Annotated in this window: 18 protein-coding genes; 7 read left to right on the plus strand and 11 right to left on the minus strand. The window is 72.3% G+C overall.

Annotated features, from left to right (window positions below):
• Positions 1-18: 18 nt before the first annotated feature.
• The 4 genes from AC1Z4A_RS07470 to ctaC form a co-directional block, all read right to left on the minus strand.
• On the minus strand, positions 19-1,263 hold the full coding sequence (locus AC1Z4A_RS07470) for a L,D-transpeptidase (protein WP_483677054.1): 1,245 nt from the start codon (positions 1,261-1,263) through the stop codon (positions 19-21).
• 117 nt (positions 1,264-1,380) lie between these two features.
• Positions 1,381-1,779 (minus strand): cytochrome c oxidase subunit 4, encoded by a 399-nt coding sequence (locus AC1Z4A_RS07475; protein ID WP_483677055.1) that lies wholly within the window; start codon positions 1,777-1,779, stop codon positions 1,381-1,383.
• Complete coding sequence (gene ctaD, locus AC1Z4A_RS07480; protein ID WP_483677056.1) at positions 1,776-3,506, minus strand: aa3-type cytochrome oxidase subunit I; 1,731 nt, start codon at positions 3,504-3,506, stop codon at positions 1,776-1,778. Before ctaD ends, AC1Z4A_RS07475 begins: the two co-directional genes overlap by 4 nt.
• On the minus strand, positions 3,503-4,474 hold the full coding sequence (gene ctaC / locus AC1Z4A_RS07485; protein ID WP_483677057.1) for an aa3-type cytochrome oxidase subunit II: 972 nt from the start codon (positions 4,472-4,474) through the stop codon (positions 3,503-3,505). The genes ctaD and ctaC overlap by 4 nt, the downstream gene beginning before the upstream one ends.
• Positions 4,475-4,779: 305 nt before the next feature.
• Between ctaC and AC1Z4A_RS07490 the strand changes: the two genes are divergently transcribed.
• Positions 4,780-6,165: an aminotransferase class V-fold PLP-dependent enzyme gene (locus tag AC1Z4A_RS07490; protein WP_483677058.1), complete on the plus strand. Its 1,386-nt coding sequence runs from the start codon at positions 4,780-4,782 to the stop codon at positions 6,163-6,165.
• A gap of 33 nt (positions 6,166-6,198) precedes the next feature.
• Here the strand turns inward: AC1Z4A_RS07490 and AC1Z4A_RS07495 are convergent, their stop codons facing one another.
• Positions 6,199-7,173 carry a carbohydrate kinase family protein gene (locus AC1Z4A_RS07495; protein WP_483677059.1) on the minus strand — a complete coding sequence of 325 codons (975 nt, stop codon included), beginning with the start codon at positions 7,171-7,173 and terminating at the stop codon, positions 6,199-6,201.
• 186 nt (positions 7,174-7,359) lie between these two features.
• Between AC1Z4A_RS07495 and AC1Z4A_RS07500 the strand changes: the two genes are divergently transcribed.
• Both AC1Z4A_RS07500 and AC1Z4A_RS07505 read left to right on the plus strand, forming a co-directional pair.
• Positions 7,360-7,596, plus strand: a complete 237-nt coding sequence (locus AC1Z4A_RS07500; protein ID WP_483677060.1) for a hypothetical protein — start codon at positions 7,360-7,362, stop codon at positions 7,594-7,596.
• Between the two features lie 141 nt (positions 7,597-7,737).
• Positions 7,738-9,297: a hypothetical protein gene (locus tag AC1Z4A_RS07505; RefSeq protein ID WP_483677061.1), complete on the plus strand. Its 1,560-nt coding sequence runs from the start codon at positions 7,738-7,740 to the stop codon at positions 9,295-9,297.
• Positions 9,298-9,387: 90 nt separating this feature from the next.
• On the opposite strand, the gene erpA is transcribed toward AC1Z4A_RS07505, so the two are convergent.
• Positions 9,388-9,744, minus strand: a complete 357-nt coding sequence (erpA, locus tag AC1Z4A_RS07510) for an iron-sulfur cluster insertion protein ErpA (protein ID WP_004946545.1) — start codon at positions 9,742-9,744, stop codon at positions 9,388-9,390.
• A gap of 254 nt (positions 9,745-9,998) precedes the next feature.
• Between erpA and nadA the strand changes: the two genes are divergently transcribed.
• Entirely contained in the window at positions 9,999-11,189 is a 1,191-nt protein-coding gene (gene nadA / locus AC1Z4A_RS07515; RefSeq protein ID WP_483677062.1) for a quinolinate synthase NadA, read from the plus strand.
• A 300-nt stretch (positions 11,190-11,489) separates the two neighbouring features.
• Here the strand turns inward: nadA and AC1Z4A_RS07520 are convergent, their stop codons facing one another.
• From AC1Z4A_RS07520 to AC1Z4A_RS07535, 4 genes are all read right to left on the minus strand, one after another.
• Entirely contained in the window at positions 11,490-12,179 is a 690-nt protein-coding gene (locus AC1Z4A_RS07520) for a response regulator (RefSeq protein ID WP_483677063.1), read from the minus strand.
• Positions 12,176-13,495: a sensor histidine kinase gene (locus tag AC1Z4A_RS07525; RefSeq protein WP_483677064.1), complete on the minus strand. Its 1,320-nt coding sequence runs from the start codon at positions 13,493-13,495 to the stop codon at positions 12,176-12,178. The genes AC1Z4A_RS07520 and AC1Z4A_RS07525 overlap by 4 nt, the downstream gene beginning before the upstream one ends.
• Positions 13,496-13,823: 328 nt before the next feature.
• Positions 13,824-14,102, minus strand: a complete 279-nt coding sequence (gene pspAA, locus AC1Z4A_RS07530) for a PspA-associated protein PspAA (protein ID WP_483677065.1) — start codon at positions 14,100-14,102, stop codon at positions 13,824-13,826.
• 43 nt (positions 14,103-14,145) lie between these two features.
• A complete protein-coding gene (locus AC1Z4A_RS07535) occupies positions 14,146-14,943 on the minus strand; it encodes a PspA/IM30 family protein (RefSeq protein ID WP_483677067.1) in 798 nt (265 codons plus the stop codon).
• Between the two features lie 287 nt (positions 14,944-15,230).
• Between AC1Z4A_RS07535 and AC1Z4A_RS07540 the strand changes: the two genes are divergently transcribed.
• Entirely contained in the window at positions 15,231-15,833 is a 603-nt protein-coding gene (locus tag AC1Z4A_RS07540) for a DUF3043 domain-containing protein (protein WP_483677068.1), read from the plus strand.
• A gap of 86 nt (positions 15,834-15,919) precedes the next feature.
• The gene (locus AC1Z4A_RS07545) at positions 15,920-16,627 is read left to right on the plus strand and encodes a methyltransferase domain-containing protein (protein ID WP_483677070.1); all 708 of its coding nucleotides are present in this window, start codon (positions 15,920-15,922) and stop codon (positions 16,625-16,627) included.
• Positions 16,628-16,815: 188 nt separating this feature from the next.
• Here the strand turns inward: AC1Z4A_RS07545 and AC1Z4A_RS07550 are convergent, their stop codons facing one another.
• Positions 16,816-17,031, minus strand: a complete 216-nt coding sequence (locus tag AC1Z4A_RS07550; RefSeq protein WP_483677071.1) for a hypothetical protein — start codon at positions 17,029-17,031, stop codon at positions 16,816-16,818.
• A 103-nt stretch (positions 17,032-17,134) separates the two neighbouring features.
• Here AC1Z4A_RS07550 and AC1Z4A_RS07555 point away from each other — a divergent pair, with 103 nt between their 5' ends.
• Entirely contained in the window at positions 17,135-18,334 is a 1,200-nt protein-coding gene (locus AC1Z4A_RS07555; RefSeq protein ID WP_483677072.1) for a bifunctional adenosylcobinamide kinase/adenosylcobinamide-phosphate guanylyltransferase, read from the plus strand.
• Positions 18,335-18,470: the final 136 nt, after the last annotated feature.

Here is an 18,470-nt window from a genome sequence, read left to right on the forward strand (position 1 = left end):
GCCGGTTCGTCCGCCGGTTCACACGCTGGGGCGGAGGGGGGCGGCGTCGCCCGGGTCGGCGCCCTCCCGCTTGCCCGCCGCCAGGGCGCTGCCCTCGCGCCACTCCTTCCAGGGCATGTTCCAGTCGCCGAAGCCGTTGTCGAAGGGCGTCATGGTGGCGCCCGCGCTGCCCACGACCTTGACGATGTCGCCCACGCGCACGTTGTCGAAGAACCACTTGGCGTTCTCGGTGCTCATCCCGGTGCAGCCGTGGCTGACGTTGTCCGCGCCCTGGGACCCCACGGACCAGGGCGCGGCGTGGACGTACTCGCCGCTCCAGGTGACCCGGGTGGCCCAGTAGACGGGCAGGTCGTAGGAGTCCGCGCTGTCCTCCGAGATGCCGATGCTGGTGCCGCGCATGCGTACGAAGGCTTCCTGGCCCAGGATCACCTTGACCCCGTTGCGGGTGGCGTAGCCGGGCTTTCCGGTGGTCACCGGGATGGAGCGGATCTCCTGGCCGTTCTTCAGCACGGTCATGTAGTGCGCGGCGGCGTCGGTGACGGCCTCCACCCGGTCGCCGATGGTGAGCCGTACGGGCTTGGAGGGACCCCCGTAGAGGCCGCCGCCCACCTTGATGCCGTCGAGTCCGGCGCGCACCTCGACGACGGAGTGGGCGGGCCAGTACTCCTTGGGGCGGTAGTGCAGCGTCCGGTTGTCCACCCAGTGCCAGGCGCCCTCGACGACGGGCTGCGACTCGACTTTGAGGGTGCGTTCGACGACGGTCCGCGCGGCCGGGTCCTGGACGGGGGCGCTCAGCTCGGCGGTGATGGGCTGTCCGACGCCGTATTTGCCGCTCTGCGGGCCGAACGCGACCCTCAGCAGCCGGTCGGCCGGGCTGGTGTCGAAACCGATCACGCGGCGGCCCTGGGCCCCGTCCTCGTCCTCGGTGCTCACCCGCACGGTGTAGTGGGCCCCGGCGGCGAGCGCGCCGGTGCTGTGCCAGGTGGAGCCGTCGGGAGCCAGCTCACCCTTGATGTACCGCCCGGCGGCGTCCGTCGCGGTGACGTCCGTGATCCGGTCGCCGCCGGTCGCCCGCACCTCCAGGGGCTTGCTCGGATCCGCCTTGTGGCCCTCGTGGGTGCCGGCGATGTCGACCATCCCCGAGGCGTCGTAGGGCCGGGCGGCCAGCGGGTTCCCCGAGCCGCACGCGGCGGCCCCCAGCGCCACGGTGACCAGCGTGAGGAAGCAGAGCGGCACCATGCGGATGCGAGGTGAGTGACTCATGGTCACACCGTAGGAAGGTTCCGGCGACACGGCTTGCGGTGTGCGTACGAACGGGTGGACATGCAGCGGGCCCCGCACACCGGACGGTGTGCGGGGCCCGAGGGGCGATGCCGGAACCTACTGGTTCTGGTTCTCGCCGCGGTAGAACTCGAACACCCAGCCGAACAGGCCGATCAGGATGATCGGGGCCGAGAAGAACATGAGCCACCAGCCGAAGCAGATGCTCATGAACGCCAGGGCGCCACCGAGGGCCAGGGACAGCGGCTGCCAGCTGTGCGGGGCGAAGAAGCCCAGCTCACCGGCGTCGTCGGAGACGTCCGCGTTCTTGTTGTCCCCGGCGCCGGTGTCCACCCGGCGCGCGGTGAACGCCAGGTAGTAACCGACCATGACGCACAGGCCGAAGGCCAGGAAGAGCGCAGTGGCACCGGCCGGCTCCTTCGCCCACACGCCATAGACGATCGCCATGGCGAGGATGAAGACGGAGAGCCAGATGAACATCTTGCCCTGGACCTTCACTTGCCGGCCTCCTTGCCGCCCGCAACGGCCTTGGCCGCCATCTCGGGGTTCTCTTCGAGCTCGAGCGCCGCGATCTCGGGGTGGTGCAGGTCGAACGCCGGGGATTCGGAGCGGATCCGGGGCAGGGTGAGGAAGTTGTGCCGCGGCGGCGGGCAGGAGGTCGCCCACTCGAGCGAGCGGCCGTAGCCCCACGGGTCGTCGACCTCGACCTTCTTGCCGTACTTGGCGGTCTTCCAGACGTTGTACATGAACGGCAGGATCGACAGGCCCAGCAGGAAGGAGCTGATGGTCGAGATGGTGTTCAGCGTGGTGAAGCCGTCGGCGGCGAGGTAGTCCGCGTAACGGCGCGGCATGCCCTCGGCACCCAGCCAGTGCTGCACCAGGAAGGTGCCGTGGAAGCCCACGAACAGCGTCCAGAAGGTGATCTTGCCCAGGCGCTCGTCCAGCATCTTGCCGGTGAACTTCGGCCACCAGAAGTGGAAGCCGGCGAACATCGCGAAGACGACCGTACCGAAGATGACGTAGTGGAAGTGCGCCACGACGAAGTACGAGTCGGAGACGTGGAAGTCCATCGGGGGCGAGGCCAGGATGACGCCGGTCAGACCACCGAAGGTGAAGGTGATCAGGAAGCCGACGGCCCAGAGCATCGGGGTCTCGAAGGACAGCGAGCCCTTCCACATGGTGCCGATCCAGTTGAAGAACTTCACACCGGTCGGGACCGCGATCAGGAAGGTCATGAAGGAGAAGAACGGCAGCAGCACACCGCCCGTGACGTACATGTGGTGCGCCCACACGGTCACCGACAGACCGGCGATGGAAATCGTCGCCGCAATGAGGCTGATGTAACCGAACATCGGCTTCCGGGAGAAGACCGGAATGATCTCGGAAATGATGCCGAAGAACGGCAGGGCGATGATGTACACCTCGGGGTGGCCGAAGAACCAGAAGAGGTGTTGCCACAGCAATGCGCCGCCATTGGCCGCGTCGAAGACGTGTGCACCGAACTTGCGGTCCGCCTCCAGGGCGAACAGCGCGGCGGCCAGCACCGGGAAGGCCAGCAGGACCAGGACACCGGTCAGCAGGACGTTCCAGGTGAAGATCGGCATGCGGAACATCGTCATGCCCGGGGCGCGCATGCAGATGATCGTGGTGATGAAGTTGACCGAACCGAGGATCGTGCCGAAGCCGGAGAAGGCCAGACCCATGATCCACATGTCGGCGCCGACACCCGGCGAGCGGACCGCGTCCGACAGCGGGGAGTAGGCGAACCAACCGAAGTCGGCGGCACCCTGCGGGGTGAGGAAGCCGGCCACCGCGATCAGCGAGCCGAACAGGTAGAGCCAGTAGGCGAACATGTTCAGCCGCGGGAACGCCACGTCGGGCGCACCGATCTGCAGCGGCATGATCCAGTTCGCGAATCCGGCGAACAGCGGCGTTGCGAACATCAGCAGCATGATCGTGCCGTGCATCGTGAACGCCTGGTTGAACTGCTCGTTCGACATGATCTGCGTGCCGGGACGGGCCAGCTCGGCGCGCATGAGGAGCGCCATCAGGCCGCCGATGCAGAAGAACGCGAACGACGTGACCAGGTACAGCGTGCCGATCGTCTTGTGGTCAGTGGTGGTGAGCCACTTGATGACCTGATTCCCGGGCTGCTTCTGGCGTACGGGTGGTGCTGCCGTGGCTGTTGCGGCGGCGGCACCCTGGGGTTCGTTGAGGATGCTCACTTGTTCTTGGTCTCCGCGTTCTTCGCGTGATCCGTCTGCGCGATGCCCGCCGGCTGGTAACCGGTCTGGCCCTTGTCCGCCAGCTCCTTCAGGTGCGCCCGGTACCGCTCAGGAGAGACGACCTTGACGTTGAAGAGCATCCGGGAGTGGTCCTGGCCGCACAGCTCGGCGCACTTGCCCAGGAAGGTGCCTTCCTTGTTCGGGGTCACCGTGAAGCTGTTGGTGTGGCCCGGGATGACGTCCTGCTTCATCAGGAACGGCACCACCCAGAAGGAGTGGATGACGTCCCGCGAGGTGAGGACGAACTCGACCGTCTCGCCCTTGGGCAGCCACAGGGTGGGGCCCGGGTTGTTGGTCTGCGGGTTCCGCTCGCCGGGCGTGCCGACCTCGTAGACACCCTCGGCACCGGCCGGGGCCTTCTTCAGGAACCGGTCCGGGATCGCCTCCAGCTCCTTGTTCTCGCGGAGCGGCTTCGCCGGGGTGGCGGTGTTGCCGTCGACGTTCTCCATGTAGTTGAACGCCCAGCTCCACTGGAAGCCCACCACGTTGATGACGTGCTGCGGCTTCTCCGGGTTGGTCAGAAGCTTGTTCTCATCACGCGCGGTGAAGTAGAAGAGCACCGACACGGCGATGATCGGGACCACGGTGTACAGCGCCTCGAGAGGCATGTTGTACCGCGTCTGGACGGGGACCTCCACCTTGCTCCGGCTGCGCCGGTGGAAGATGACGCTCCAAATGATCAGGCCCCACACCAGGACACCGACCGCGAGAGCCGCGGCCCAGGAGCCCTGCCAGAGGGAGAGGATCCGCGGCGCCTCTTCCGTGACGGGCGTTGGCATGCCGAGGCGGGGGAAGTCCTTCGATGTGCAACCGGTGGCGGTCGCCAGGACAGCGCCCGCGGCCAGCGCCTGCAGCAGCTTCCGCCGCACCGGGCGCCGCGACGAGCGGTCGGAGCCGTTGGGACTCACGTAGCGCCTTCCCGAGAGTCTCGCCCGTGCGGCCGGCTGCGGCCGTCTCGCTGGTCGGTCGCCGGCCCGCTGCGGGCAGGGGTTTGGATGTTTATGCGGACCAAACCCTACTGGACGCTATTTGGGGTCGCGCGGGGAGGGTGCCCAACGCGCCGGGTCACTCCCCGAAGGGGTGGAATCAAGGGCTCCACAGGGCTTCCGGCGATCCGTCAGACAGCGGCCGCACACCCCCTGGCCTGCGCACTCTCCGCCCCTTCGAGGGCCGCTGCCGGGCGGGGCCGCAGGCGGGCGCTAGCGTTCCTCACGTGCCTTACTTCGATGCCGCCTCCGCCGCCCCGCTGCACCCGGTAGCCCGCCAGGCGCTGCTCGCCGCCCTCGACGAGGGCTGGGCCGACCCCACCCGCCTCTACCGGGAGGGCCGCCGGGCCCGGCTGCTGCTGGACGCCGCGCGCGAGGCCGCGGCGGAGGCGGTCGGCTGCCGCCCCGATGAACTGGTCTTCACTCCATCGGGTACCCGCGCCCTGCACGACGGCATCGCGGGTGCCCTCGCCGGGCGCCGGCGGGTGGGCCGCCATCTGGTGGTGTCCGCCGTGGAGCACTCGGCCGTGCTCCAGTCGGCCGCCGCGCTCGACGCGGCCGGCGGCAGCGTCACCGAGGTCCCGGTGGACCGCACGGGCCGGGTCGCACCGGAGGCGTACGCCGGCGCGCTGCGCGCGGACACGGCGCTCGCGGTGCTGCAGTCCGCCAACCACGAGGTGGGCACCGAGCAGCCGGTGGCCGAGGCGGCCGCGGCCTGCCGGGCGGCGGGGGTGCCGCTGCTGGTGGACGCGGCGCAGTCGGTGGGCTGGGGCCCGGTCGCCGAGGGCTGGTCGCTGCTGACGGCGAGCGCCCACAAGTGGGGCGGCCCGTCGGGCGTGGGCCTGCTGGCCGTGCGCAAGGGGGTGCGGTACGCGCCCCAGGGCCCGGCGGACGAGCGGGAGTCGGGCCGGGCGCCGGGCTTCCCCAACCTCCCCGCCATCGTGGCGGCCGCTGCCTCGCTGCGGGCGGTGCGCGCGGAGGCGGCCGCCGAGTCGGCCCGGCTGCGCGAGCTGGTGGAGCGGGTACGGGCCCGGGTGCCGCAACTGGTGCCGGACGTGGAGGTGGTGGGCGACCCGGTGCGGCGGCTGCCGCACCTCGTCACCTTCTCCTGTCTCTATGTGGACGGCGAGGTGCTGATGCAGGCCCTGGACCGGGCGGGCTTCTCGGTCTCCTCCGGGTCCTCGTGCACGTCCAGCACGCTCCAGCCGAGCCATGTGCTCAAGGCGATGGGGGTGCTGACGGAGGGAAACGTCCGGGTGTCCCTGCCGATGGGGACCACCGCGGTGGAGGTGGACGCCTTCCTCGACGTCCTGCCGGGGGTGGTGGCCTCGGTGCGGGAGCAACTGGGCGCGCCCCCCGCGGAGCCGGCCGCCGCGGCCGGGGAGGCCCCGGCGCTGGTCGTCGACTCGCTGGGGAAGCGGTGCCCGATCCCGGTGATCGAGCTGGCGAAGGTGTTCGGCGAGGTGCCGGTGGGCGGGCTCGTCACCGTGCTGTCGGACGACGAGGCGGCGCGCCTCGACATCCCGGCGTGGTGCGGGATGCGGGGGCAGGAGTACGTGGGCGAGGAGCCCGTGGAGGGCGGGACCGCCTACACCGTGCGGCGCAGTTCGTAGTCCCGCCGTTCGCGGTCCCGCCCCCGCAGGGGGTCAGCCCAGGTGGGCGCGGATCTCGGCGGCGGCGTCCTCGCCGTACGCCTTGGTGAAGCGCTCCATGAAGTGGCCGCGCCGCAGCTCGTACTCCTGCGTGCCCAGCGTCTCGATGACCAGCGTCGCGAGCATGCAGCCCAGCTGCGCCGCGCGCTCCAGGGACAGCTCCCAGGTCAGGCCCGCCAGGAAGCCCGCGCGGAACGCGTCGCCGACGCCGGTCGGGTCGACCTTGGCCTCCTCCTGCGGGCAGCCGACCTCGATCACGGGCTCGCCGACGCGCTCGATGCGCACGCCGCGGGAGCCCAGCGTCGTGACGCGGGTGCCGACCTTGGCCAGGATCTCGTCGCCCGTCCAGCCCGTCTTGGACTCGATGAGCGCCTTCTCGTACTCGTTGGTGAACAGGTACGTCGCGCCGTCGACCAGCACGCGGATGTCGTCGCCGTCCATGCGGGCCAGCTGCTGGGAGGGGTCGGCCGCGAAGGGGATGGCGCGGGCGCGGCACTCCTCGGTGTGGCGCAGCATCGCCTCGGGGTCGTCGGCGCCGATGACCACTAGGTCCAGGCCGCCGACGCGCTCGGCCACCGGCTGCAGCTCGATCTGCCGGGCCTCGCTCATCGCGCCGGTGTAGAAGGAGGCGATCTGGTTGTGGTCGGTGTCCGTGGTGCAGACGAAGCGCGCGGTGTGCAGGACCTCGGAGATGTGCACGGAGGCGGTGTCGACGCCGTGCCGGTCCAGCCAGGCGCGGTAGTCGCCGAAGTCACCGCCCGCGGCGCCGACCAGGACCGGCCGCAGGCCGAGCACGCCCATGCCGAAGCAGATGTTCGGGCCCACGCCGCCGCGGCGCACGTCCAGCTCGTCGACGAGGAAGGAGAGGGAGACCGTGTGCAGCTGGTCGGCCACGAGCTGGTCCGCGAAGCGGCCGGGGAAGGTCATCAGATGGTCGGTGGCGATGGAGCCGGTGACAGCGATACGCACGACGGGTCTGCTCCCTGCGGGGACGGTGGAAACGACAAGAACCAATGAAATGACAAGAACAAGAAGAGCCACACCACGTTAGCGGCTCCGGTGCCCCGCGCCAGGTCCGTATCTCGCCACTCGGCGGGCAAATCTACCTAATCGTAGGTCTTTCACTGGGTGCCCTGCGGTGCGTACGGTGCGGGTATGCCGAAGACTGTGAAGCACGTCACTCCGGATCACGATCCGGAGTCGCTGGCCGAGCTGCGCAGGGACTGCGCCCGTATGGCACCGCACTGGATCGGCACCCCGTCCGCCGCCGCCGGGCCCGGTCCGGCCCGGGGCGGGCGGACGCCGCTGTCGCTCATCCACGGGGTCTCGGTGCCCGCCCGGTCGGCCCGGCTGCTGGACGGCATGGCGGAGTACGGGACCGACGGCGACTGACGCACCGGCCGACGGCGACCCCCGGAGGTCTCACACCGGACGACACAGTGGAACCGCCCGCTCCTGCGCTCCGTCCAAGCGGCGTCCCCCACCCGGGGGATGCGGCACTACACATTTTGAGCGGAGCGAAGGAGCGATGCGGTGAGCACCGAGGGCGGCACTCCGGGCGGCACCACCGGCAAACGGCAGCGGAAGCACTCGCCGCTGGCGGTGGCATCGGTGGCGGCGGCGGTGCTGCTGGCCGGCGGGGGCGGCGCCTACTGGGCGGCCACCGCGTCGGGCGGCGACGACGGCGGCCGGCCGGGCGCGGCCGACGGGAGCGGCTCTCCCCCGCCGCTCGCCCTGGACGGCTACGGGCGCGGCGCGAACGGCCCCTCGCAGGGCATCGCGGTGGGCGAGCCGGACCCGCACGGCACCCGGTACCGGGCCGAGGGCAAGCTGCCGGACGGGCCGCGCAGCGCGCCCGTGTACCTGTCCGGGGCGGAGGTCACGCGCGACGAGGTGGCGAAGCTGGCCAAGGCCCTGGACGTGAGCGGCACGCCCCGGCTCGTCCAGGACACCTGGACGGTGGGCGGCGCCCCGGACGCGGCCGGGCCCACGCTCCAGGTGAGCAGGCAGGGGCCGGGCAACTGGTCGTACTCGAAGTACGGTGTGCCGGGCGGGGCGCACTGCGAGCACCCGCCGGGCGCGGGGCCCCGGAAGGACGCCGACGTGGCTCCCGGTGCTGCTCCCGGCCCGGGCACGGACGCCCCCGTGCCGACCTGCCCGTCGTTCCGGGACGGCTCCCCGGGCCCGGATCCGGCCGCCGCGCAGCCGGTGTCGGAGGACCGGGCGAAGGCCGCCGCCGCGCCGGTGCTCAAGGCCCTGGGCCGGGACTCGGCCAAGGTGGACGCGAGCAGGCACTACGGGGCGGTGCGCACCGTGACGGCCGACCCGGTGGTGAACTCGCTGCCCACCTACGGCTGGCAGACCGGTCTCCAGGTGGGTTCGGATGCGCAACTGGTCGGCGGCAGCGGGCAGTTGCACATGCCGGAGAAGGGCGCCGACTATCCGGTGGTGACCGCGGGCCGGGCGCTGGACGAGCTGAACAAGGGCGGCGGGGGCCCGGGCCGCGGGGGCATCGGCGGCTGTGCGACGCCGGTCCCCTTCAAGGAGGACGCGGGCGACTCCTGCAAGGAGAAGCCGGGCGGGCCGGAGCCGGCGACCGTGACGGGCGCGGTCTTCGGGCTGTCCGCGCAGTCCGTGGGCGGGCGGCCGGCGCTGGTGCCGTCGTGGCTGTTCTCCGTCAGGCTGCCCGGCACCGGGGAGCAGGGCGGCACGGTGACGGTGGCGCAGCCGGCGGTGGACCCGAAGTACATCGCCCAGGGTCCGTCGCGGCCGTCCGGGCAGCCGAGCGGCAGGCCCTCGGGCTCGCCGGCGTCGACGGTGATGCGGGTGGAGACGTACAGCACGGCCGACGACGGCAAGAAGCTCGTCCTGCACTTCTGGGGCGGGGTGTGCAGCGACTACTCGGCGTCGGCCACGGAGTCGGACGCGGCCGTGACGGTCAAGGTCACGGGCACGGAGAAGCAGCCGGGCCGGTACTGCGTGCTGATGATCAAGCGCTTCGACACGGAGGTGACGCTCGACAAGCCGCTGGACTCCCGGAAGGTGGTGGACCTGGCGACGGGTGACACCCTGCGGGAGCTGCAGCAGAAGTAGCCGGATTCCGGAAACGCGGGAGGGCGGCGCCCCGGCCGTGCCGGGGCGCCGCCCTCCTTTTCCGTCCGTGCGCTCGGGCGCGCGGCCGGTTTAGCTGAACGAGTCGCCGCAGGCGCAGGAGCCCGTGGCGTTGGGGTTGTCGATCGTGAAGCCCTGCTTCTCGATGGTGTCGACGAAGTCGATGGAGGCGCCGCCCAGGTACGGGGCGCTCATGCGGTCGGTGACGACCTTGACGCCGTCGAAGTCCTTGACGACGTCGCCGTCGAGCGAGCGCTCGTCGAAGAAGAGCTGGTAGCGCAGACCGGAGCAGCCGCCCGGCTGAACGGCGACGCGCAGGGCCAGGTCGTCGCGGCCCTCCTGCTCCAGCAGGCTCTTGACCTTGGCGGCCGCGGCGTCGGACAGAAGGATGCCGTCGCTCACAGTGGTCTTCTCGTCCTGAACGGACATCTGCTTCACTCCCGGGGTCGGTGCGGATGCGGACTGCTTGCCTGGTGCCAGCAACCGCCGTCGTCCCGGATTCATTCCGGGCGCTGGACTGTCACTTCCGGCTTTCATGCTCCCATACGGCCCGCCCGATCGGGAATGCGTCACATCGACGCGATCATCATCGTCAAACTGACGTGAAGCAGTTATGATAGATAGCGTCAAATTGACGACAAGGCCCGAAGCGGCCGTCCCGCAGAACAGAAAGGGTGCGTGTCGTGACCACCGCCCAGCCCTTGGACGTACAGCCCACCCCCCTCGCCCTCCTGCTGCTGGGCCGCGAGTCCGACCCCCGCAGCGAGCGCGGCGTGGAGTGCCCCGGCGACCTGCCGGCGCCCTCCGACCCGGACCTGGTGGAGCGTGCCCGCGCGGCCAAGGCGAAGCTCGGGGACAAGGTCTTCGTCCTCGGCCACCACTACCAGCGGGACGAGGTCATCCAGTTCGCGGACGTGACCGGCGACTCCTTCAAGCTGGCCCGCGACGCCGCGGCCCGGCCCGACGCCGAGTACATCGTCTTCTGCGGTGTGCACTTCATGGCCGAGTCCGCGGACATCCTGACCACGGACGACCAGCAGGTCGTCCTGCCGGACCTGGCCGCCGGCTGCTCGATGGCCGACATGGCCACCGCCGAGCAGGTCGCCGAGTGCTGGGACGTGCTGACCGAGGCCGGCATAGCCGAGGTGACCGTCCCCGTCTCGTACATGAACTCGTCGGCCGACATCAAGGCCTTCACCGGCAAGCACGGCGGCACGATCTGCACGTCGTCGAACGCCGAGCGGGCGCTGAAGTGGGCCTTCGAGCAGGGGGAACCTCAAACAAGCAAGGTCCTCTTCCTGCCGGACCAGCACCTGGGCCGCAACACCGCCGTCCGCGACATGGGGATGTCCCTCGAGGACTGCGTCGTCTACAACCCGCACAAGCCGAACGGCGGCCTGACCGCCGAGGAGCTGCGCGCCGCGAAGATGATCCTGTGGCGCGGGCACTGCTCCGTGCACGGCCGCTTCTCGCTCGACTCGGTCGACGACGTGCGCGAGCGCATCCCGGGCGTCAACGTGCTGGTGCACCCGGAGTGCCGCCACGAGGTCGTGGCCGCGGCGGACTACGTCGGCTCGACGGAGTACATCATCAAGACGCTGGAGGCGGCCCCGGCCGGCTCCAAGTGGGCCATCGGCACGGAGCTGAACCTCGTGCGGCGGCTGGCGAATCGATTCGCCGGGGAGGGCAAGGAGATTGTCTTCCTGGACAAGACGGTGTGCTTCTGCTCGACGATGAACCGGATCGATCTGCCGCACCTGGTGTGGGCGCTGGAGTCGCTCGCGGAGGGCAAGACGGTCAACCGCATCCAGGTCGACCCGGAGGTCGCGAGCTTCTCCAAGCTGGCGCTGGAGCGGATGCTGGCGCTGCCGTAGGGGGTTCGGGGGCTTTTCCCCACCCCGCCCCTTCCCGAAACTGGGGCTTCGCCCCAGACTCCAGGTAGAGAACATGGGGGCTTCGCACCCAGGCCCCCTGGAGCGGGGGCAAATCCAGCCCGTCCGGCGTTTGAGGACCCGGGGGTCCGGGGGCACAGCGCCCGAGCCTTGCCCCCGCGCGCAGCGCGAGGGGCCCAGGGGGCAGGGGGCACAGCCCCCGCTCCCCACCCCCGGGGGGTCCGGGGGCTTCGCCCCCGGTTACGGGAAGGGGCGGGGTGGGGTGGGGTGGGGTGGGGAAAGCTAACCCGCCGTCCTCGGCCGCACCAGGCCCGACTCGTACGCCGCCACCACCAGTTGCGCCCGGTCCCGCGCCCCCAGCTTCGCCATCGCCCGGTTCACGTGCGTCTTCACCGTCAGCGGACTCACCGCCAACCGCTCCCCGATCTCGTCGTTGGACAGGCCCCCGGCCACCTGCACCAGCACCTCCCGCTCCCGCACCGTCAGCGCCTCCAGGCTGACCGCCGCGCGGTCCCCGTCGGCGGCGGTGCCGCCGCCCTGTGCCAGGAATCTGGCGATCAGTCCCTTCGTCGCCGCGGGCGACAGCAGCGCCTCCCCCGCCGCCGCGATCCGGATCGCCGCCAGCAGCTCCTCCGGCTCCGCCCCCTTGCCCAGGAAGCCCGAGGCGCCCGCGCGCAGCGCGCCGACCACGTACTCGTCGATCTCGAACGTCGTCAGCATCACCACCCGCACCTCCGCCAGCGCCGGGTCCGAGCAGATCGCCCGGGTCGCGGCGAGACCGTCCGTGCCCGGCATCCGGATGTCCATCAGCACCACGTCGGGCACGTGCGCACGGGCCAGTTGCACGGCCTCGGCGCCGTCCGCCGCCTCCCCCACGACCCGCATGTCCGGCTCCGAGTCGACCAGCACCTTGAACGCGCTGCGTAACAGCGCCTGGTCGTCGGCCAGGAGAACGGTGATCGGCTCAGTCATGGACCCAGCCTAGGGTCGGCCGTGGCCGCCCCCGGCCCCGTTCCACGGGCCTGGAGCGGCAGCACCGCCCGCACCCGGAAGCCCGGTGTGTCCGGGCCGCGCGGGCCCGCCTCGCAGCTGCCGCCCAGCGCGACCGCGCGCTCCCGCATGCCGACCAGCCCATGCCCGCCGAACGGCGTGGCCGGGCCCGGGGCCGCGGCGGCCCGCCCGGCGCCGTCGTCCAGGACCGTCAGGACCAGGCTGTCCCGGCCGCGCAGCAGCGAGACCTCGGCCCCCGCGCCGGGGCCCGCGTGCTTGTGGACGTTGGTGAGCGCCTCCTGGAGCACCCGGTAGGCGGTCAGGTCGACCGCACCCGGCAGCGGCCCCACCACCTCCGCGGCCTCGGCGGCCCGCCTCGTGGCGTCCCGGCAGCGGCCCGGCAGCGTCGAGGACACCGACACCTCCACGCGCAGCCCCACCCGGGCGAAGCCCTCGACGAGCTGGTCCAGCACCCCGAGCCCGGGGGCCGGCTCCGTGGGGGCCTCGGGATCGCCGTACTGCCGCAGCAGGCCGACCGTGGCGCGCAGCTCCTCCAGGGCCGAGCGGCCGGCCTCCCGGACGTGGGCCAGCGCCTCCTTGGCCTGGCCGGGGCGGCTGTCCATGATGTGCGCCGCCACCCCCGCCTGGACGTTGACCAGCGCGATGTGATGGGCCACCACGTCGTGCAGCTCGCGGGCGATGCGCAGCCGCTCCTCGGCCACCCGCCGCCGCGCCTCCTCCTCCCGCGTGCGCTCCGCCCGCACGGCCCGCTCCTCGATCGCGGCGACATAGGCCCGGCGGCTGCGGACGGCGTCCCCGGCCGCCCCCGCCATGCCGGTCCAGGCGAACAGGGCCAGGTACTCCTGGGCGTACCAGGGCGGCGGGCCGAGCAGCATGGCCGTGCCGGTGAGCCCGGCGACGGTCACGGCGACGATGCGCCAGGCGGTGGGGCGTCCCGTCCGGGCGGCGACGGTGTAGAGGGCCACCACGGCGGTCATCGCGATCTGGGTGCGGGGCGGCCCGCCCCGGCTGACCACGGTCGCCAGCAGGCTCGCGGCGCAGGTGAGCCCGAGGACCGCGCGCGGCGCCCGGCGGCGCGCCGCCAGGCAGGCGCAGGAGACGACGGCCGAGAGGAGGAAGGCCGCGCCCGGCGGATGCCGGAAGCCGCGCGGGCTGATGCAGGCGCTGGTGACGACGAGCACCAGGACGAGCGCGGCGAGCAGGGCGTCGGCGGCGAGCGGGTGCACGCGCAGCCAGCGGTGCGGGCGGGCGAGGCCCGTGGCGGCGAGGGAGGTCATCGCGATCCGATCGGACGGTCCGGCTCGGGAGGGATCGGGAGGCTCGTGCGGGGCGCGGCGGAGCCGCGGCGGGGACGGCCGGGCGGGTGGCCGGCTCTGCCCCGGCGGGGCTGATCAGGTCTGTCCGCCCCGGCGGGGACGGCCGGGGCGGCCTCCGGCAGGGCTTCGAGGGCTGTCTGTCCGGTTCGCCCGGGGTGCGCCGATCGTCCGCTCCGGCCGACGGGGTACGGGCGCCGTAAGGCGGCCGCGCCCCCGGCCCCGGGCGGGGACGGGGGCGCGGTGCGTGCCGGAGCACCGGGCCGGCCGGGGGCGGCCGGGAGCCTGGGGATCAGCCGGGGATCAGGCCGTCGTCGCTGAGCATCTCGCGGACTTCCGCCAGGGAGGCGTCGGGCGCGGGCAGGATCAGCTCCGAGGGTTCCAGGGCGTCGTCGGGCAGCGGCGTGCCCAGCCGGCGCACGGCGTCGAGGAGCGCGCCCAGCGTGCGGCGGAAGCCCTCCTCGTCACCGCTCTCCATCTCCTCGAGCAGTTCGTCGTCCAGCGTGTTGAGCTCGGCGAAGTGGCTGTCGGCCAGCTTCACCTGCCCCTCCCCCATGATCCGTACGATCATGACGTCTCCCGGTCGGTTCTGATCAGCTCTCAGTCGGCTCTTGTCAGCTCTTGTCGAAGCGGGTCTGGTTCTGCTGGTTGTGCTGGCCGGTCGCGGACTGGCCTGCGGAGCCGCCCTCAATGGCCTGCTTCTGGCCACCGCCCGCCAGCTCCGTCTTCATCCGCTGGAGCTCCAGCTCCACGTCCGCACCGCCGGAGAGGCGGTCCAGCTCGGCCGTGATGTCGTCCTTGGCCATGCCCGTCGGGTCGTCGAGCGCACCCGAGGCCAGCAGCTCGTCGATGGCCCCGGCGCGGGCCTGGAGCTGCGCGGTCTTGTCCTCGGCACGCTGAATGGCCATGCCGACGTCGCCCATCTCCTCGGAGATGCCGGAGAACGCCTCGCCGATCCGGGTCTGGGCCTGGGCCGCCGTGTAGGTGGCCTTGATCGTCTCCTTCTTGGTGCGGAACGCGTCGACCTTCGCCTGCAGGCGCTGGGAGGCGAGCGTCAGCTTCTCCTCCTCGCCCTGGAGGGTCTGGTGCTGCGTCTCCAGGTCGCTGACCTGCTGCTGGAGCGCGGCACGCCGGGTGAGCGCCTCGCGCGCCAGGTCCTCCCGGCCGAGCGCGAGCGCCTTGCGACCCTGGTCCTCCAGCTTGGCCGACTGGCTCTGCAGCTGGTTCAGCTGCAGCTCCAGGCGCTTGCGGGACGTCGCCACGTCGGCGACGCCGCGGCGCACCTTCTGCAGCAGCTCGAGCTGCTTCTGGTACGAGTAGTCGAGGGTCTCGCGCGGATCCTCGGCCCGGTCCAGGGCCTTGTTGGCCTTCGCGCGGAAGATCATCCCCATCCGCTTCATGACACCGCTCATGGGCCTCGCGCGCCCCCTTCTGAACCGACTGGATCGGGCTCCAGGCTCCATCACAACTATCAGAACCCACAGTACGGGCCCTGCTTCCATTACCGCACTGTTCGGGCCCCGATGCGCTCATCCTGCAGGACGATCACGGGGTGGTCTTCTCCGGCGCAAGGAGTAGAGGAGTGATCAGGGGTTCCGCGGGAAGGCGGGGGCAGCCCGGGTGCGGCACGGGGCGCCGTTGCCGGATCGTGTTCGGCCGGGCTGGGGTCGGGCCCCGGAACCCCGTACCCTTGGGTTCCGTGTTCCGAAGCCGTTCGAAGGAAGAGCAGTCCGCCAAGGCCACCGAAAACGTGACCGCGGACCAGCCCAAGCAGCCCCGTGACCCGCAGGCCCCCAAGGGCCGCCCCACCCCCAAGCGCAGCGAGGCCAACGCCCAGCGCCGCTCCGTGTCCGCAGCGCCCGCCGACCGCAAGGAGGCGGCCAAGCGCGCCCGCGAGGCCCGCCGCGCCGACCTCGCCAAGCAGCGCGAGGCCCTGGCCAGCGGGGACGAGCGGTACCTCCCGGTCCGTGACAAGGGCCCGGTGCGCTCCTTCGTCCGCGACTACGTGGACGCCCGGTACTCGGTGGCGGAGTTCTTCCTGCCGCTGGCCGTGCTGATCCTCATCCTGAGCATGATCAACCGTGGCTCGTTCCAGTCGTACGTGCTGCTGGCCTGGCTGGTCGTGATCGTCGCGATCGTCATCAACTCCGTGATCACGGGCATCACCCTCAAGCGTGCCCTCAAGCAGCGCTTCCCGAACGAGAACCTGCGCGGCGCCGTCCCGTACGGCCTGATGCGCACCCTCCAGGTCCGCCGTCTGCGCCTGCCCAAGCCGAAGGTGCAGCGCGGGGAGAAGCCCTGAGCGCCTTCGCACCGGGCTTCGGGGGCGGCGCCGAGGGGTGGCTGAGCGGGCTCGGGGGGCTGCGGAACACCGTTCGTCAGGAGCTGGTGGCACGCCAGATAGACGAGCAGATAGCGGCGCGCTTCCCGGTCGGGCGGCGGCTGCGCGTCCTCGACGTCGGCCTCGGCCAGGGCACCCAGGCGCTGCGGCTGGCCCGGGCCGGGCACGAGGTGACGGGCCTGGAGTCCGATCCGCAGATGGTGGCCGCCGTGCGCGCGGCGCTGACCGCCGAGCCCGAGGGCATCCGGGAGCGGGTCCGGCTGATAGAGGGCGACGGCCGGGACACCGGCGCGCACTTCCTGCCGGGCGCCTTCGACATCGTGCTCTGCCACGGTGTGCTGATGTACGTGCCGGAGCCGGACCCCATGCTCGCCGGGCTGGCCCGGGTGCTCGCGCCGGGCGGGCTGCTGTCGATCCTGGTGCGCAACGCCGACGCCCTGGCCATGCGGCCGGGGCTGTCCGGTGACTGGGCCACCGCCCTGGCCGCCTTCGACTCCCCCGCCTACACCAACCGGCTGGGCCTCGACGTGCGCGCCGACCGGCTGGAGACCCTGACGGCGACCCTGGCCGGGATCGGGGCGCCGCTGCACACCTGGTACGGGGTGCGGGTCTTCTCCGACCTGGCCGCCGACGGCTCGGTGCCGCCGGGCGGGGCGGAGCTGGAGCAGCTGCTGGTCGCCGAGGACCGGGCCGGGCGCACCGATCCGTACCGGGCGGTGGCGGCGCTGCTGCACTTGTGCGGGGTTCGGGGCTGACGTTGTTCACTCCGGTGCGGGGCCGGGGTGGGACGCGTGGGTCCTTCTGGGGCTGCAATTTCGTGGGGTGAACGGTGTTGCTTTGGGTTCCCCGCATTACCCACGAAACCGCTTTACGCCCCTGCCAGGACCCACCCGTCCCACCCCGGCCCCTCCCGCCCGTGGTCGGGCGCGGGTACGTCCGCTCGTCAGCTCTCCGCTGCCGCGTGCAGGCTCATCGGGCCTTCGTAGATCTCTTCGCCGTCCTCGAACAGGCGGACCTGGTCCACCCCGCCCTCCAGCAGTTCCTTCCACGTCTCGCCGATCCAGGACTCCGCGTCCCCCTGCGTGGTGAACTCCTCCGGTTCCACCGCCGGAGCCGTCTCCGTGCCGTCGGCCTTCTCGAACCGCCACGTCCACACCATGTCCGCCTCCTGGGGCTGCTGGGTCCTGGGTCGTGCGTCCGAAGCCTACGAGAAAGGGTGAGCCCCGCGCGCCCGTCGCGCGGCGACGCGAGACGATCAGGGGGTGGAACTGACTCTCCTCGGCACCGGAGCCCCCGACGGGCTGCCGCGCCCCGGCTGCCCCTGCGCGGCCTGTGCCACCGCCGTCGGCGACGAGGCGCGGGCCGCGACCGCCCTGCTGGTGGACGACGCGCTGCTGCTGGACCTCACCCCCGGCCCGGCCTTCACCGCTGCCCGTGCGGGGCGCTCGATCGCCGGGGTGCGGCAGGTGCTGCTCTCGCACCCGCACGACGGGCCCGCCGTGGAGTTCCCGGCCGGGCTGCCCACCCCGGTGCGGGTGCCCGACGGGCGCGAGCTGTCGGTGATCAGCGGGCACCGGGTGCGGGCGGTGGCGCTGGACTCGCCGGGCACCGGCTACGAGGTGACCGGCCCGGACGGTGAGCAGCTGCTCTACCTGCCGCCCGGCGGCGCACCGGCCGGGCTGTCCGGGGTGCCGGGCCCGTACGGCATGGTGCTGCTCGACGTGGTGGGGCGGCCGGATGCACTGGCCCGGCTCCGGGAGGCGGGCGCGGTCGGCCCGACGACGGACGTGCTGGCGGTGCACATGGGCCACGACGTCCCCCCGGGCCGGGAGCTGCACCGCCGGCTGGCGGCGGCGGGCGCCCGTGCGGTGCCGGACGGGACGACGCTGACCGTCGGCGACTACCACGCGGTGCCGGACGTGCCGCGGCGGACGCTGGTGGTGGGCGGGGCCCGGTCCGGCAAGTCGGTGGAGGCGGAGCGGCGCCTGGAGTCCTTCCCCGACGTCCTGTACGTGGCCACGAGCGGCTCCCGCAAGGACGACCGGGACTGGGCGCTGCGGGTCGCCCGGCACCGGGAGCGGCGCCCCGGCTCCTGGCGCACGGTCGAGACGTGCGACCTGGTCCCGCTGCTGGCCGAGGACGGCCCGCCGCTGCTGATCGACTGCCTGGCGCTGTGGCTGACGGACGCCATGGACTCGGTCGGGGCGTGGGACGACGAGACGTGGACGAACAGCGGCTCGGAGGCCCTGGCCCGGCGCGTCACGGACCTGGTCGCGGCGATACGCGCGACCCGGCGGACGGTGGTGACGGTGAGCAACGAGGTGGGCTCGGGCGTGGTCCCGGCAACGTCCTCGGGCCGCCGCTTCCGCGACGAACTGGGCCGCCTGAACGCGGCGGTGGGCGACGAGTGCGAACACGTGGTGCTGGTGGTGGCAGGCCAAGCACTGACTTTGCGGGGGTAGGGCGCCCCCTGGCCCGGGGGGGCCGGGGGGCCGGGGGGGCCGCGAGGGCGGGGGGCCGGGGGGCCGGGGGCCGGGGATGCAGCCCCGGGACGCAGCCCCAACCCCACCCGCCCAGGGGCCCAGGGGCGCAGCCCCG

It is taken from the genome of Streptomyces sp. 17_S59 (assembly GCF_056930295.1).

Coding starts and splice junctions, on each gene's coding strand:
- AC1Z4A_RS07520 (WP_483677063.1), bottom strand. CDS start 12,179: ATGACTGAGCCGATCACCGTTCTCCTGGCCGACGACCAGGCGCTGTTA.
- pspAA (WP_483677065.1), bottom strand. CDS start 14,102: ATGATCGTACGGATCATGGGGGAGGGGCAGGTGAAGCTGGCCGACAGC.
- erpA (WP_004946545.1), bottom strand. CDS start 9,744: ATGTCCGTTCAGGACGAGAAGACCACTGTGAGCGACGGCATCCTTCTG.
- AC1Z4A_RS07535 (WP_483677067.1), bottom strand. CDS start 14,943: ATGAGCGGTGTCATGAAGCGGATGGGGATGATCTTCCGCGCGAAGGCC.
- AC1Z4A_RS07470 (WP_483677054.1), bottom strand. CDS start 1,263: ATGAGTCACTCACCTCGCATCCGCATGGTGCCGCTCTGCTTCCTCACG.
- AC1Z4A_RS07550 (WP_483677071.1), bottom strand. CDS start 17,031: ATGGTGTGGACGTGGCGGTTCGAGAAGGCCGACGGCACGGAGACGGCT.
- AC1Z4A_RS07500 (WP_483677060.1), top strand. CDS start 7,360: ATGCCGAAGACTGTGAAGCACGTCACTCCGGATCACGATCCGGAGTCG.
- AC1Z4A_RS07525 (WP_483677064.1), bottom strand. CDS start 13,495: ATGACCTCCCTCGCCGCCACGGGCCTCGCCCGCCCGCACCGCTGGCTG.